This window comes from Variovorax sp. CCNWLW225 (assembly GCF_037204045.1).
Taxonomy (GTDB): Bacteria; Pseudomonadota; Gammaproteobacteria; order Burkholderiales; family Burkholderiaceae_C; genus Variovorax.
In genome coordinates this window covers 78,284-92,944 of record NZ_JBBCBV010000012.1, presented here as the reverse complement: position 1 = coordinate 92,944, position 14,661 = coordinate 78,284, and the positions used below count along the sequence as shown (strand labels likewise).

Here is a 14,661-nt window from a genome sequence, read left to right as displayed (position 1 = left end):
GTCTTTTGGCGGCATTTCTTTTGGGCGTTGGCGGCTGTTCTTCCGGATCTTCTGCCATGCTGGCAACGGCACGGCATATATATAGCGGCGCGCCTTCGGCGCCCCCGCCCGCCTTTAATCCCAATTACCGCTATTTGCGCGTAGCCACCGGCGACCAGACGGTGTTCATGGTGCTCGGCTATATAGACAAGCGCCCTGAGGGCGCGGTCGAAGTCTGGTACAGCGGCAGCGGCGAGGTCGTCAGGCTGCTCGATGGACGCCTGGTGGGAACCACCGGTCTTTCCACCGATTGGCGGGAGGTGCGGTTTTCGGGCCTGCCCGCCTGGACTGCCGATGCGAACAGCCCGCCTTCCGCGAAAGCCTACCAACGCCAGCGCGACATGATGCCGGGCTACCGTTTCGGTATTCGGGACGAGATCGTGCTGGCGCCGATTGCCGCACCGCAGCAAGTCGCCTTGGCTGGCACGCCCGCTGCTTCCCTGCGCTGGTACGAGGAGCGCAGCGTTTCCCGGCCGGCAAGCGCCTCGCTGCCCCCCGCGCGCTTCGGCGTTTCGCAAGCGGGCGGCACCCCTCGGGTCGTTTATTCCGAGCAATGTATTTCCAATGATCTGTGTATGAGCTTCGAGCAGTGGACGCCTTCTTCCCCAGCACCCGTCGCAGCGGCGAGCGCTGGTACATGAGCCGTTTGCTTCTTCGTGGCTCCGGCAGAAAACCCTGGCCTCTTCGCGCGGTGGTGGCCTGCGCGCTCGCGGCCAGTTGCGCCGCGGCGGCCCAGCCCCTGGGCAGCGGCCCCGTCGACAACAAGACGCCGGCCAACGACGCCGACATTCGCCCGGGCGAGCGGCTGAGTGCGTGGCTGCTGCGGCAGCCGACGGAATCGGCCGCCCCTGGCTTGTCATGGCGCGTTCCACAGGAGCGGCTGGCGCAGCAGTTCCTGAAGAACCAGGTGCTGCTGCGGCTTGAGGCCGCCAGGCGGCGCGCCCCCCGGGCCGAACACGCCCAGCGCCAGCAGCTGATCGCATGGCTGCAGAACCTTCCCGTCACGGGCCGGGTTGCGCTCGGCATCGTGGACCCGCGCTGGCTCGAGGCGCACCCCGAAGAAGACCCGGTGCTCACGGCCGGCCAGCAGCTCATTGCGCCTCCGCCGGTCCTGAACATCATTTCGGTGGTGCAGCCCGACGGGCGGCTCTGCCAGGTAGCGCACGAGCCCGGCCGCACGGCATGGGACTACGTGGCGGCCTGCGATCCCGAAGGCAAGCACGACTGGGCCTGGGTGGCGCAGCCCGACGGCCGCACCGCGCGTGTCGGCATGGCAAAGTGGAATGCGCATCCGTCGGACGAGCCAGCGCCCGGCGCCTGGGTATGGGCGGCGCCCCGCGGCAAGGACGACCTGGAGGCAGTTTCCGAGGGGATGATCAAGTTCTTGGCCACGCAGGGGCCATCGCCACAAGGATCTGCCGTGGCGAGAGCTCCGGCAACGGCTACGCCACCGGCGGTTGCCGCATCTGATGTGGCGGCACCTGCGGCCATTCCCATTCCATTGGCGGCAGAGCCCTCTCCCCCGGCCACCCCCTTCCAGCCCACCACGGTTTCGGTGCGCCCCGAGGCGGCACCGCAGTACCGCCCGCTGCAGCCCAGCGGCAATGACTGGGGCGAAACCGGCTTGCTGCAGACGCCCTCGGCCCGCATGGGCCAGACGGGCGACATGCGCACCTCCATCACGCATGTCTCGCCCTATACGCGATTGAACGTGATGTTCCAGCCGCTCGACTGGCTGGAAGCCGGCTTCCGCTACACGTCCATCGGCAACCGCATCTACGGCATCGGCCTGAGCAATCAGGACTACAAGGACAAGAGCATCGACTTCAAGGCGCGGCTGTGGAAAGAGTCGGCCTACCTCCCCGAGGTGGCGCTGGGCTTTCGCGACATCGGCGGTACCGGTCTCTTTTCGTCCGAGTACCTGGTGGCGAGCAAGCGCCACGGCGACCTGGATTTCAGCCTCGGCATCGGCTGGGGCTACATGGGGAGCAGCGGCAACATCAGCAATCCCTTCGGCTTGCTGAGCAGCCGCTTCAAGACCCGCGTGAGCGAGACCACATGGGGCGGCGCCAACTTCGGCCGGCTCTTTCGCGGCCCTACCGCGCTCTTCGGTGGCGTGCAGTGGCGCACGCCCTGGGACCCGCTGACGCTCAAGCTCGAGTTCGAAGGCAACAACTACAAGAACGAGCCGCTCAACAACGACCAGCCGCGGCGCTCGCCGATCAATATCGGCCTGGAATACCGCTACGCCCCCGGCGTGACCTTCTCGGCCGGCCTGGAGCGCGGCAACAAGGTGATGGTGGGCCTCACGCTGCAAACCAACCTGGCGAACATGCAGATGCCCAAGACGGCGGACCCGCCGGCGCCGCGCTTTTCGCCGACACCGCCCGCCACGTCGCCAGGCTGGGCGGCCACCGCGGCCGATATCGAAAGCCGCACCGAGTGGACGGTTCAGCGCATTGCGCCGCAGGGCCAGATGCTGCACGTGTGGATCACAGAAAGCGCCACCGTGTACCGCAACGCGCGCGTCGAGCAGATCATTGCCGTGCTGCACCGCGACGCGCCGGGCACCATCAAGAACTTCGTCCTGCACTACTCGGAACGCGGCTTGCCCATGCATGCGCAAGTGGTCGACCGGAACGAATGGGTCACGGCGCACTACCAGGCGCAAACGCCGAGCGAAGCGCGTGCGGCCAGCCAGCGCGACTATGCGCCCCCGCCCATCGGCGCTGACTTCCAGCCGGCCAACATTTCGAATGCCAATGCGGCCATCGCATCGCGGGACGCGCCCGGCATTGCGGACGACAACAAGGCGCTCGCGCCGTGGGAGCGCCGCACCCCCAAGTTCAGCATCGGCCTGACACCCAGCCTCGGCCAGATCCTGGGCGGCCCCAATGCGTTCGTGCTTTACCAGATCGGCGTGCAGGCGGTTGCCGAATACCGCTTCACGCCAAGCACGTGGGTGAACGGTGCGCTGAACCTGCGCCTGCTCGACAACTTCGACAAGTTCACCTACACGGCGCCCAGCAACCTGCCCCGCGTGCGAACCCTGCAGCGCGAGTTCGTCACGGCCAAGCGCCTGACGATGCCGGTGCTGCAGCTGACGCACGTCGGCAGGCTTACGGACAACCAGTACTACAGCGTGTACGGCGGTGCGCTGGAAAGCATGTACGCGGGCGTCGGCGCGGAATGGCTCTATCGGCCATGGCGCAGCCGCATGGCCATCGGCATCGACTTCAACCATGTGCGGCAACGCGACTTCGACCAGGACTTCGGCCTGCGCGACTACAAGGTCAACACCGGCCACGCCACCCTCTACTGGGACACCGGCTGGAACGGCGTCCTGGCCAAGATCAGCGCGGGCCAGTACCTGGCGGGCGATCGCGGGGTCACCATCGACATCAGCCGCCGCTTCGACAACGGCGTGGTGCTCGGCGCCTACGCTACCAAGACCAACATCTCGGCAAGGCAGTTCGGCGAAGGCAGCTTCGACAAGGGCATCTACATCTCGGTGCCCTTCGATGCGCTGCTGCCGCGCTCGAACAAGTTCACCGCCAACTTCGCATGGGCACCGCTGGTGCGCGACGGCGGTGCGCGCCTGGGCCGCATCCACCCGCTGTACGAAATGACGTCCGCGCGCGACCCGAGCGCCTTCAAGTTCGGCCCGCCGGACAGCGGTGCCCCGGGCACTGGCGACAACATCCTGAAGTTCGAACGGCGCTAGGGCTCCCGCCCTTCCGCCCTTTCCGCACCGTTCGTCGCCAGGTTCAGCGAGCCTGCGGCGCAGCGGGGGCGCGCATGATGAAGAACAGCCAGGCCATCATTGCGACCGCCATGCAGGCAAAGCCCAGCGTCATGGCGTTGATGGTCTGGATGTAGGAGATCGGGCCCCTGGCCATGAGCATGCAGGCCGCGAACACGAGCGCACCGAAGATCGAGCACCACAAGAGAGCCCCCGGCCGGCCAGCGGCCCTGAACCCTGTTCGCAGACACATCGTGAGGCCGAAGATTGCGGGCGCGTAGAAAAACGGCGAGAAATCCATTCCACCGTAGTTCTTGCCGAAGGCCAGCACCACCAGATGAGGCCCCAGCAGGCCCAGCAAGACCCCACCGATTTCCGCCACCACGAATCCGAAGACGACGAACTTGATGAACAGGCGAAAGGCGTCTTTCCGGCGCTCGGATTTCCAGTTGGCCGCCAGCTTGGGCAGGATGTAGTAACCCAGCGCGAGCAGCACATACTGCATGGGCAGCAAGAACGTGATGTAGATCTTCAGCAAACCGCCCTGCGCCGAATCGGCCGAAGAACCCAGCAGCAAGATGGCGCCGCCCGTCATGATCCAGCTCATGAGCTGCGACAGGCTCGCCTTCCAGCCATAGGCCGACGCCTCCTTCAGGGTCAGCGTCTGCGCATTGGCCGGCGCCGGCAGGGGCGCAATCACGTTTTTCAGGCTGCCTGCGATCAGGAGCGAGAACGGCAGCTGGATGACGGCAATCCATAGAAGGGCCTGCGTCCAGGAAGCGGGCTTCAGGCCGATCAGCACCGCCACATAGCCGATGCTGATCAGGACGCCCGATATGCAGAGCACCGCGAACCGGCGCCCGACGAGCAGAATGCTGCGAGAAATCCAGAAGATCTCGTAGCCGATGATCAATGCCACGCCGGCCCAGTTCAGCGGCCCCGGAAACCCGGTGAACTGCCACACCAGAAAGCCGGCAATGGACACCGCGGCAACCAGCGCCCAACTCCACCAGGCGGCCGAGCGACTTGCGTAGTAGCGCTTGATCAACAGCGGCTCATGCACCACCGCCGTATGCAGGATGTACTGGAAACTGACGATTGCAAGAAAAGCCGAAGCAATGCCGAAGTCCGAAGGCGACAACGCCCGCGCCAACGCAAAGCTCAGCAGCAGTTGGCTCGCGCTATAGATGCACTGGTCTGCAACTGCATAGATCGGACCTCCCAGGCGTTTTCGGATTCCCGCGAACGACGCCATTCACTAGTCCGACAGCGAGAACAGAACCGGATAAGTGGTTGCCTTCACGGCAAAGCCCCCTTCGACCGGACTGCCGCAGCTCCCGTGGCGCACCTGCGGAAAGAAGTCGACGCGCGTGCACTTCTTTCCCTTGTCGGCCGCCACCAGAACGTTCTGGTCCGAGCTTTGCGTCCACACCACATGCAGCAATGAATTTCCGCGGCTCAGCACCAGCTTGTTCAGGCCGGAGGCGTTGTCGTAAGAAACCTTCCTGGAGTTTCTGGCGATCTTGAGGAATTCAGAAAGACTGGAGAAGGCTTCCTTTTTCTCGCCCCCTTTGGACTTGAGCCCGAAGTTGTCTTCTCTCGAAACCACGGAGGTTCCGCGGTCCTTCCATGCATAGAGATTCAAGAGCTTGATGCCGGCGGCCACATTGGTGAGGTACTCGCGCAAGATCAGCGAGGCCTGTGCATTGCGGTCACGCACCGGCAGGTAGGACGCATAACCCCACTCCGAAGCAACGATGCCGACCTTGCCGAGTTGCATCTGGTCGAGCTTTGCGCGCAGCTTTCCGTAGTCGGCAACCGCCGTTTCAGGCACCGAGCGGTACGGATGGATCGATACGTCCGTCAGGCAGTTGGCCTTGGCTCCCGAGACGAAAGCGTTTTCGAGTTGAGGCGGAACCTGCCCCTGGTTGAAGGGAAGCTTCGCAAAACCGAAGCCCATGACGATCTTCGGCGGGTTCTTCAACTGCGCGATGCTGCGGCAAAACTCGGCCGTGGCAGTTTCAAAGTTCGAGAAAAGCGCCGGATTCAGAAAGGTCTTGTGGTCGGGCTCGTTCCACAGCTCCCACACCGCCACGTCGGCGGCGTGTGCGTTCATGAATTCGGCCGCAAAGTTCGCGAACAGCTTTTCCTTCTGCCCACCGGCCTGCTGGTCCGACGAATCGTGCCCCCAGATCTCCCTGCCGCCGAACAGCGTCACGATGGCTTCGAGCCTGGCATTGCGTACGCGCCGGATCAGCTTCGAGTAATCGATCATTGCGGGGTTGACGCTTTTCAGCGGCGGCCGCACGCCGAACCGGACGAACTCGAATCCCGCCGCCCTGATTTCGTTCAGGTCTTCGTCCGATATGTCGCCCGGATCGATCTGCACGCTCAGCGCGGTCGGATATTCGGTGCTCAGCTCGCTGACGCCCCGCGCCTGTGCCGGGAGCGAGATTGCGGCAAGCATCATCACCGCACAGAAGAGCCTGACGATTCCAACCAGGGATGAAGATCTCATCAAAGTACCGACTCCTTGTAGAGATCGACGATGGCCGAGTTCATTCGGTCGGCGGTGTATTTTTCTTCGAAGATCTTTCGCCCGTTCTGCCCCATTCGCACCAGGTCTTCATTCGGGATCTGATCGATTTCGCGCAGCATTTCGTCTAGGCGATCGAGCGGAAACAGCCGTCCGTTTTTCGTGTCTTCGACAATGTCGACCAGCCCGCCGACGGCGGAGGCAAAAACCGGCTTGCCTCGTGCCATTGCCTCCACAGCGACAAAGCCGAAGCCTTCCCATCTCGAGGGCACGATGACCGCGTCGCAAGACCGGTATGCGGCGTCGAGTTCGTCCTTTTCGAGCCAACCCTTGAACTCGATCTCATCGGAATGGGCCAGCGAAAGATCGTTTCGAACAGCGCCGCCGACGATGGTCAGCTTGAATCTCGGCCGCACGCGGGCATAGGAATCGAGCAGCAGGTCGATGCCCTTCTGCCGGTCGAGCCGACCCACGAACAAGATTTGTCTTTGCCGCGGCGAAACTTCTTCCGGGGCAGCAACCTGTTCATGACCCAGCGCCGCGGGTGTGATTCCGTTCGGAATGCACCTGCATCGCTTGATGCCGAATTTTTCGGCGATGCGCAGCTCATGGTCGCTGATGCAGATGATTGCGTCGGTCCAATACGAAAGCAGCCATTCGGCCCAGCGATAGATCGACTTCTTGTACGAAGGGCCGATCTGGTCGAATGCCCAACCGTGCGAGCAATAGACGATCTTTGTCTCTTGCGGCACCTGGCCGAGCAGCGCCATGGCGCGCACCACCCCGCCGGCAATCGAACTGTGGAGATGAAGAACCGAGGGCCGCTCGGTCCGGATGATCTTCCTGACTTCCGCGGCGTAGCTCGCAAGCGCCAAGGGGCTGCGCGCCGTGGGCACCACGTGGGTGTCTTGTGAACTGAGCCACTCCACCGGTCCGGGCAAAACGAACTTCGCCTGGGTGATCACGGGGGAGTTCTGCTGAAAGCCGGAAACCATCCGCAAATAGGTTTCCAGCCCGCCCTTGAGGGTTTCGGCAATGTGCAATATTTTCATGGCCTGCGCAGTCAGATCAAGGCATGAATTCCGGCCACCACTTCGCCCCTGAGCAGATCGAGTGTTTGCCGGTCCGGAGTCTTTTCGTTCAGCACGCCCAGCACCGAGGCTTCGAGTTTTTCCACGCGAGGCGACAGGTCGAAGAGATAGCGTTTTCGCTTCGTCAACTCGAAGAAGGATTCGACCTTCTTGTCCCAATTCATTCCAATCGACGGAATGTTCAGGCTGTAGGCCACGATGTTTGCGTGCAGCCGGTGCGCCACGATGCACGAGCAAGCGCTGATCAATGAAACGAGTTCATCTGGATGCCGCGGAACCAGGAAGCTGGATTTCGGCGCGTTCGATTCCGCAGAAATCTCGTTCAGGATCTTGTTGTCTTCAGACGCGCCATTGGTGAAATACAGCACCCGCTTTCCCTCCGCCCGCAGCGATTCGGCAAGCGTTGAAAAGAACCTGGCCGACTCCGTCGAGTTGGCGTTCGCGTATTCGGAGTTCATGACCAGCGCGTCGAGGCTGCTCACGCAAATGCCGATGTCCCAGTTCTTCTCCGGCGAAAGTTCTTCGGAGAACGCATCGGCGCAAACCAGCGCGGGATCGGGAACCACCCTGATGCTTCCCCTCGGAATTCCGAAATGGGTATGCAGGTTGTTTGCCGATTCCTTGTCGCGCGTAGCGTAGAAAACCGGTCTCGCATTGCTGATGAAACGCTTGACGAGGAAGCGGCCCAGAAACGACCACCGGGCCGTGACCCCGACCGACACCACCACCACCCGTTTTCCGCGCAGAAGCCGGCTCAGGAGAAAAAGCTTCGCCGGAAAATTGAGCGCCACGTCGCAAAACAGCTGACCGCCTCCAATGACGATCAGGTCCGCATCGCTGATGGCGGCTTTCCAGTTCTTTCGCCAGACCAGAAAGTAGCCCTTGAGGCAGTAAAGAAAAACGATCAGCGACCGAAGCAGGGAAGGCAGCTTTGCAAAAAGCCGGAAAGCGCCCCCACCCCGCAGGTTTTCTTCCTCGAAGCCCACCCGGCCGGCAATGTCCAGAAACTCGACGCTCGCCCGCGGGTACTTCATTCCCGCGATGTGGGCCAACGATGCCGCGATCACCCCGTCTCCCAGGTTGTCGCTGAACGGCACCGCACAAATCAGGATCTTTTTCATCTTTGAATGAGCGTCACCGAGAACCGTGGCCTACAGCCACCACCCAGATGGTCCTGATGAAAATGCCGATATCCCTGCCCACGGAGAGCGTCTCGACATAGGTGACGTCCAGCGCCACGCGTTTTTTGTAGCTCAGCTGATTGCGGCCGCTCACTTGCCACAGGCCCGTGATTCCGGGCCGCACGGCGCAATAGAACGACCAGTCGGCGCCATAGAGGCCCTTTTGATCGAGCATGCAGGGCCGGGGGCCGACCAGGCTCATGTCTCCAACCAGCACATTCCAGAACTGCGGCAATTCGTCCAGGCTGGTCTTGCGGATGAACTTGCCGAAGCGGGTAATGCGGGGATCGTTCTCGAGCTTTTGATAGTCGTCCCATTGCTGGCGTGCCACGGGATCGTTCTTGAGGTGCTCCTCGAGGATCTGGGCGGAGTTGGGCAGCATGGAGCGGAACTTGTAGAACTTGAACACGCGCCCTCCCCGTCCATAACGCGGCTGCGAATAAAGAACGGGAGCTCCGGAACTCAGAAAAACCCCAATGGCGAGCAAGACGTAAAGCCAGCCGAAAGCGGTAAAAAAGAAAAGAGATGCGGCAATATCCACCGCTCTTTTGGCAATGCGCAGCATGGCCGGGTGATTGACCCTTTCCCACGCCGCGTCCGAAAATTCGGAATGCATTTCTTCGCTGCTGGGCGCGGTCAATTCCTCTGAACGAAAATTGGTCATAGGAATGCCCCGTTCTCACATTTGCAGCGGAGGCAAGTTTTTAGCTTAAGAACTCTCATTTCTGGAGCACCTTTCGTCTTACAAGCAAATGCTTGCCCCTAGCGGGTCGGTGATAAGTTGCGGCTCGGGCTTCAGACCCGATACGGTCCGGCCCGGGAGCCTTGAAGGACGCTGCGCAACAAATACCATTGCGCAATCCAAGCGACTCAACCACGTAATACAAAAGAACGAAGTACTTAGCCCTAGGCCTTTGTTATTAGGTTTTGGGCAAAGGCACCAATTTAGTGCTTCGAGTGATAAATTCCACACTCTGGCCTAATTTTCACAGATATAGCGTGGCCAACTAGGTGGTATCCCTGTTGTTTTTATATTTATAGTGTATGTAACGGTAACCGCCATATTTGTAGCTGCTGCTACCGGCGTGACGCCGCGATAAGTCCATAGCATTCAAAATAACGCCATTGGCTGTACAGCCCGCGTGCGCCAATCTCCGGACACTCTCGTTCAATTCGCCCAACTGGGTTTTCTCGGCGCGGGCCACCAGCAGCAGCGAGCCTGCGAGCGGTGCCACCGAAGCCGTGTCGGCAGCCACCAACACCGGCGCCGTATCGATGATCACCAAGTCATAGCTTGGCGACAGTTTTTCCAAAAGTTGCGAAAAAGAGTCGCTCAGGAGCAATTCGGCAGGGTTGGGCGGAAGCACCCCGGTCGTTATCACGTCCAGATTCGGCAGAACCGACGGACGAACCGCTTTTTCGAGGCTCAATGTGCCCGCGATCAATTCGGATAAACCGGAAGATCGAGACATTGAGAAGAATTGATTAACCCGGCCCTTGCGCAAATCGGCATCGACCAGGAGAACCTTTTTGCCCGACGCGGCGGTAATCGCCGCGAAATTGACGGAAACAAAAGTCTTTCCGACCCCGGGGGTCGCACCCGAGATGAGCAGGCGGTTGTTGGGCGCCTCCAGCATGGCGAACTGCAGGGCGGTTCGCAGGCTGCGCAGGCTCTCCACCGCGGGGTCTTCCGAATGCTGCAGCGCCAGGATGTGCAAGCCGGGCGCCTTGTTCTCGATGCTCCGGTCGATCATCCGCTGGGCGCCGCTCAGGGGAATGCTGCTGTAGACGCTGAGCCCCGTGTGCATTTCGATCTCGCTCGGATTGCGGATGCCGCCGAAGAACGAGTTCCTTGCGATGGCGGCCGCGACGCCGGCCATCAGCCCCAAGAGCAATGCCAGGGCGAGGATCAACGGCCTCTTGGGCCAGACGGGCTCTTCCGGAATGATGGCGTCGTCCAGCAGGCGCACGTTGCCGACCTTGCCTTCCTTGGCCAGCCGCATCTGCAGCGAGCTGTTGAGCAGCGACACATAGAGATCGGTGTTGACCTTGATGTCGCGCTGCATCTGCACGGTGTTCTGCTGCAGCAGCGGCATCTTGCGGATGCGCGAATCGACCGAGGCGATTTCGCCCTTCCACGCCGAGATTTGCGTGTCCAGTGTCTGGATGCTCGGATGCTTGTCCGTGAAGCGCGCGGAGAGCTCGCGCCGCTTCTGCTGCGCTTCGAGCAACCTGGATTGCAGATCGACCGTCTGCGTCAGGGCATTCTTTGCCTCGTCGTCCAGGCTGACGGTGCCGTTCTCGTTCCTGTAGCGGTTGTAGAGGTCTTCGGATTGCTCGAGCTGCTTCTTGAACTGGGGCAGCGCGGTATCGAGAAAGCCCAATGTCTTTTCAGCTTCGGCAGCCTTGCGCTCGATGTTCTGGCGCACATAGAGGCGGCCGATCTCGTTGAGCAGCTGCGTCAGCTTCTCAGGGCTCGGGTGCTTCCAGCTGACGTCGATCACGCCCGACTGCTTGCCCTTTTCAACGACCTTGAGGCCGTCTTGCAGCGACAGCAGCGTCAGCTGCTTCGAGAACCGGACCAGCCGGAACTGGGCCCCGGGCTTCGCGCTGACGGAGCTGACCAGGAGCCGCAAGCTGCCGCCTGGAAGATTCGCAACCAGCGGGGTTCCGATGGCGCCCTGGAGCGGGGTTTCGATGCCGGGGTGGGCCAGCTCGTAGCGGTTGTCGGCTCGTACAGTCAGAGAGAACTGTTGCTCTTCGAGATCGGCCGGCACGTCGAACTGGGGAACGACGATCTTCTCGGTGCCGGTCACGTAGCCCGACAGGCCCATGAAGCCGGGGTTCGAAAGATCGGTGGCGCGCCGCGAAAGCCAGCTGCCCACCACGGGCGCATAGCGGGGCTGCGCGCTGATGTAGAGCTTGGTGTTTTCCACCGCCTGCGCCAGGATGGCGCGCGACTTGATGATCTCGATTTCGCCCGCGGCGGGGGTCTTCACGCTCAGCAGCGAAGACGCTGCGTCGCCCAGGAAGCTGCCCGCCGAGTTGCCGGAGTCTTCCACCTGCACCGCCACATTGGCTTCGTACATGGGCTTGCCGAAGAAGGCATAGGCAAAGCCGAGGAACAGGGCCGCCGCGGTCACGACGGCGATGAGCCAGCGGTTGTCCACGAGGATGTCGAGGTACTCGACGAGGTTGATTCCTTCGCCCTCTTCTTCCAGCGCTGGCATCGGCAGGGCGGCTTGCTGGGGTGCGTTCATGTCGGTTGCTGCTCGGGTTTTGTAATTTTCAGAATGCGATCGATCCAGGTCCTGGCGCCCACGTCGATGAGGGCCAGGGCATGCTCGAAGGCCGCCTCGTCTTTCCGGTAGGGGTCGGGCACGTCCTGCTTCGCGGCCTCTGCAATGCGAAAGACCTTGCCCCGCACGAAGGGGTAGGTCGCCTCGAGATAGCGGCGCTGCTCCATGTCCATCACGAGGATCAGGTCGGCCTGGCGGCACAGCAACTGGCTCACCTGTTGCGCGACGTGGGCCGAGATGTCGATGCCGCGCGCCTGCATGAGCCTTTGCGCCATGGCATCGGCCGGCTTGCCGACCAGCGCGCCCGTACCGGCCGACACCACCCGGAGGTGCGGCAGCCCGGCGGCCAGGAGGCCCTCCGCCATGGGACTTCGGCAGATGTTGCCGATGCAGACGGTCAGGATGGATTTCATCTGTGGCGGCTCCAGACCTCGTCGCCGGCGTTGATGACTTGCGCCGCGGGCAGGATCAGGCTGGCCAGGCGGTTCCAGGTCACGAGCGGCACGGAATCGATGTAGACCACGTCGCGCGGCTGCAGCGGGAAGCGCTCGGCCAGTGCCAGCGCGGCCGGGTTCTTCGCATTCAGGTGGAAGATGGCCGGCAAGCCCCTGGCGTTGTTGCGAATGACGTAGACCTGCCCGGTGTTGGCGGAAGCCAGGTTGGGGCCGCCGGCCTCGCCCAGCGCTTCGTTCAGGCTGAGCCGCCCGTTGTGCATGAGCAGGGCCGAGGGACGCGAGATTTCGCCCATCACGAACACCTTGCTCTCGTCGCGGTGCCGCACCTGGATCACGTCGCCGCTCTGCAGCGGAATCTGGCTTGCGTCGGCGCCCAGGTCCTGGAGGTTCGTGAGGTTGATGAGCGTGGACTTGCCGCCGCGCTGCAGCGTAACGAGCGAACGGTCGCCGTTCGCGGTGATGCCGCCGGCGCGGCTGATGGCCTCGGCCAGCGTCATCGGCACGTCGGTGAAGATCTGCAGCCCCGGGGTCCGCACCTCGCCTTCAACGAAGGCGCGGCGGCTTCTGAAGGACTGGATGCGCACCGTCACCTGCGGATCGCGGATGTAGGCCGCAATGCGCTTGGCAATGAGATCGGAAGCCTCGATTTCGGTCAGCCCCTGGAGCTTGACGCGCCCGATGTAGGGAAAGGTGATCTGCCCGTCCGCGCCGACGATGAAGCCGGGCGCCACGCTGATGCCCGTGGGGTCGGCCTGCTGCGTGATCACCGCGCCCGCGTTGGGCAGCAACTCCGGATGGTCGTACACGATCACGCCCACGACGTCGCCGGGCCCGATGGTGTAGACCGGCGCCTCGCCGAAAAGCGCCTTCACCTCGGACGGTACGGCCGTAGGCTGCGCCTCGGCCATCGCGCGGATGAGCGCGGGTGAAATCGAGGTGATGACCCCATCCGGTGCGCCGTCGGCCGGCAGGTACTGGAATTCCGGGGGCAGGCTCTGGTCGGCCTCGTAGGCGGACACAGAACTGAAGCCCGGTGCGCAACCCTGCAGCAATAACGCGCCGACTAGGGCTAAACCCCACCCTGACGGGTGCACGTAGCGTGTCAAATTGATCCCCATTGCACAAATTGGTTTTTTCGACATTCCGTGATTCACATGCAAGGCCCGAGCCCAATCCGCATTTGGCCTCGACCTTTTTGTCACGGTTCGTGAAAGCGAGCCTTCGCGTTGTCGTCAGGCGCGCCGGCCGAATTGTCGCTGCCCGCGCATCCCCTGTTTTCCGTTGAATAGACGAAAAAACTGTGTCTATCTGTGGAATATCCCGAGGCTGCGCAGGGGAATGTTCGACCGCAATGCCGAAGGGCCGTGTTTCATTGGGGAATGAAGACCTTCGTGGGACATGCAAAGCCGCTGCGCACGGTTTGCAAATGTGAACTATCAATTAACCCATTGACGGCATCAATTGTGGCATTCAAGCGACAATTGATGCGTATTGGCCGATCGTCTAAAAGGTTTGCTCTTTTGTAAGCACCTGTGAATTCCCCACGGGGGCGCGAGCGGGTTGGCGGCCATGCAGAAGATCGCTGCGCCTGTAGGGGCGCTCGATGCCCGCCATCCAGGCGGCAACGGATTCCAGCGCGTACTGAGTGGGCGCGGGCCGCCCCACGATGACGAAAAGCAACAGCGGCACCACGACACCCGCTGCGAGCCAGCCAGGCGTTCGCAACGAGACGATGGTCAGCCTGTCGCGCTGCAACCAGAGAAAGCTTGCGCTCACAACCGTGCCGAGCACAACGCCTGTTACCACTTCTGCGGTGGAGTGCACTTCAAGGGCCAGCCGCGACACTCCGACAGCGACGCCCCACGCCCACCCCGCAATGGCCGCTGCAATGCGCAAGAACGGTGCAAACCGCAGCGCCGCGAGCCAAAAGACAACTGTCCACACGCTCGTTGCCAGTGCGGTATGGCCGCTAAAGCCTGTGAAATCGAAACGTGCGCTGCCAATGCCCCAGCCCAGAAAAGCCAGCTTGGACAACATCACGGCCAAGCCGCATCCCCCAAATAGGAGCGCCCAATGCACCGCTGCGGGACGCGTGCTGCGGTCGACCGCCAACCAAATTGCAATCCACAATGCGGCGGGCAATAGAAAGCCGCTGTCACCCAGTCCGGTGACCATTAACCAAAAACTATTCATCGATTTGAAATGGAATTGCGCCCTGTCGGTGTGGTGGCTCGGTGATTTGATTCGTTATCATTAAAGCCAGCCATCCGCCGGGGAACTCTTTCGAACTACAGCCATGTGTCGATCGAGTTCCAGGC

General features: G+C 62.1%; 11 protein-coding genes. 2 read left to right on the top strand and 9 right to left on the bottom strand.

The features are described 5' to 3' along the window. Window positions 1-56 precede the first annotated feature (56 nt). Entirely contained in the window at window positions 57-680 is a 624-nt protein-coding gene (locus tag V9L20_RS19085; RefSeq protein ID WP_337297757.1) for a YjbF family lipoprotein, read from the top strand. Continuing rightward, complete coding sequence (locus tag V9L20_RS19080) at window positions 677-3,763, top strand: YjbH domain-containing protein (RefSeq protein WP_337297756.1); 3,087 nt, start codon at window positions 677-679, stop codon at window positions 3,761-3,763. The genes V9L20_RS19085 and V9L20_RS19080 overlap by 4 nt, the downstream gene beginning before the upstream one ends. Before the next feature lie 43 nt (window positions 3,764-3,806). Here the strand turns inward: V9L20_RS19080 and V9L20_RS19075 are convergent, their stop codons facing one another. The 9 genes from V9L20_RS19075 to V9L20_RS19035 form a co-directional block, all read right to left on the bottom strand. After that, the gene (locus V9L20_RS19075) at window positions 3,807-5,036 is read right to left on the bottom strand and encodes a lipopolysaccharide biosynthesis protein (RefSeq protein WP_337297755.1); all 1,230 of its coding nucleotides are present in this window, start codon (window positions 5,034-5,036) and stop codon (window positions 3,807-3,809) included. 3 nt (window positions 5,037-5,039) lie between these two features. Then, window positions 5,040-6,299 carry a hypothetical protein gene (locus tag V9L20_RS19070; protein WP_337297754.1) on the bottom strand — a complete coding sequence of 420 codons (1,260 nt, stop codon included), beginning with the start codon at window positions 6,297-6,299 and terminating at the stop codon, window positions 5,040-5,042. Next, a complete protein-coding gene (locus tag V9L20_RS19065; protein WP_337297808.1) occupies window positions 6,299-7,312 on the bottom strand; it encodes a glycosyltransferase in 1,014 nt (337 codons plus the stop codon). Before V9L20_RS19065 ends, V9L20_RS19070 begins: the two co-directional genes overlap by 1 nt. Window positions 7,313-7,380: 68 nt before the next feature. Further along, window positions 7,381-8,529 carry a polysaccharide pyruvyl transferase family protein gene (locus V9L20_RS19060; RefSeq protein ID WP_258504436.1) on the bottom strand — a complete coding sequence of 383 codons (1,149 nt, stop codon included), beginning with the start codon at window positions 8,527-8,529 and terminating at the stop codon, window positions 7,381-7,383. Window positions 8,530-8,542: 13 nt separating this feature from the next. Then, complete coding sequence (locus V9L20_RS19055; RefSeq protein WP_337297753.1) at window positions 8,543-9,253, bottom strand: sugar transferase; 711 nt, start codon at window positions 9,251-9,253, stop codon at window positions 8,543-8,545. 343 nt (window positions 9,254-9,596) lie between these two features. Continuing rightward, window positions 9,597-11,849 (bottom strand): polysaccharide biosynthesis tyrosine autokinase, encoded by a 2,253-nt coding sequence (locus tag V9L20_RS19050; protein ID WP_337297752.1) that lies wholly within the window; start codon window positions 11,847-11,849, stop codon window positions 9,597-9,599. Next, window positions 11,846-12,301, bottom strand: coding sequence for a low molecular weight protein-tyrosine-phosphatase (locus tag V9L20_RS19045; RefSeq protein WP_258504432.1), 456 nt, complete (start codon window positions 12,299-12,301; stop codon window positions 11,846-11,848). Before V9L20_RS19045 ends, V9L20_RS19050 begins: the two co-directional genes overlap by 4 nt. Beyond that, window positions 12,298-13,461, bottom strand: a complete 1,164-nt coding sequence (locus V9L20_RS19040) for a polysaccharide biosynthesis/export family protein (RefSeq protein WP_337297751.1) — start codon at window positions 13,459-13,461, stop codon at window positions 12,298-12,300. The genes V9L20_RS19045 and V9L20_RS19040 overlap by 4 nt, the downstream gene beginning before the upstream one ends. Before the next feature lie 385 nt (window positions 13,462-13,846). Further along, on the bottom strand, window positions 13,847-14,536 hold the full coding sequence (locus V9L20_RS19035) for a phosphatase PAP2 family protein (protein ID WP_337297750.1): 690 nt from the start codon (window positions 14,534-14,536) through the stop codon (window positions 13,847-13,849). Between the last annotated feature and the right edge of the window lie 125 nt (window positions 14,537-14,661).

Coding starts and splice junctions, on each gene's coding strand:
- V9L20_RS19085 (WP_337297757.1), top strand. CDS start 57: ATGCTGGCAACGGCACGGCATATATATAGCGGCGCGCCTTCGGCGCCC.
- V9L20_RS19045 (WP_258504432.1), bottom strand. CDS start 12,301: ATGAAATCCATCCTGACCGTCTGCATCGGCAACATCTGCCGAAGTCCC.
- V9L20_RS19080 (WP_337297756.1), top strand. CDS start 677: ATGAGCCGTTTGCTTCTTCGTGGCTCCGGCAGAAAACCCTGGCCTCTT.
- V9L20_RS19070 (WP_337297754.1), bottom strand. CDS start 6,299: ATGAGATCTTCATCCCTGGTTGGAATCGTCAGGCTCTTCTGTGCGGTG.
- V9L20_RS19055 (WP_337297753.1), bottom strand. CDS start 9,253: ATGACCAATTTTCGTTCAGAGGAATTGACCGCGCCCAGCAGCGAAGAA.
- V9L20_RS19035 (WP_337297750.1), bottom strand. CDS start 14,536: ATGAATAGTTTTTGGTTAATGGTCACCGGACTGGGTGACAGCGGCTTT.
- V9L20_RS19060 (WP_258504436.1), bottom strand. CDS start 8,529: ATGAAAAAGATCCTGATTTGTGCGGTGCCGTTCAGCGACAACCTGGGA.
- V9L20_RS19065 (WP_337297808.1), bottom strand. CDS start 7,312: ATGGTTTCCGGCTTTCAGCAGAACTCCCCCGTGATCACCCAGGCGAAG.
- V9L20_RS19040 (WP_337297751.1), bottom strand. CDS start 13,461: ATGGGGATCAATTTGACACGCTACGTGCACCCGTCAGGGTGGGGTTTA.
- V9L20_RS19075 (WP_337297755.1), bottom strand. CDS start 5,036: ATGGCGTCGTTCGCGGGAATCCGAAAACGCCTGGGAGGTCCGATCTAT.
- V9L20_RS19050 (WP_337297752.1), bottom strand. CDS start 11,849: ATGAACGCACCCCAGCAAGCCGCCCTGCCGATGCCAGCGCTGGAAGAA.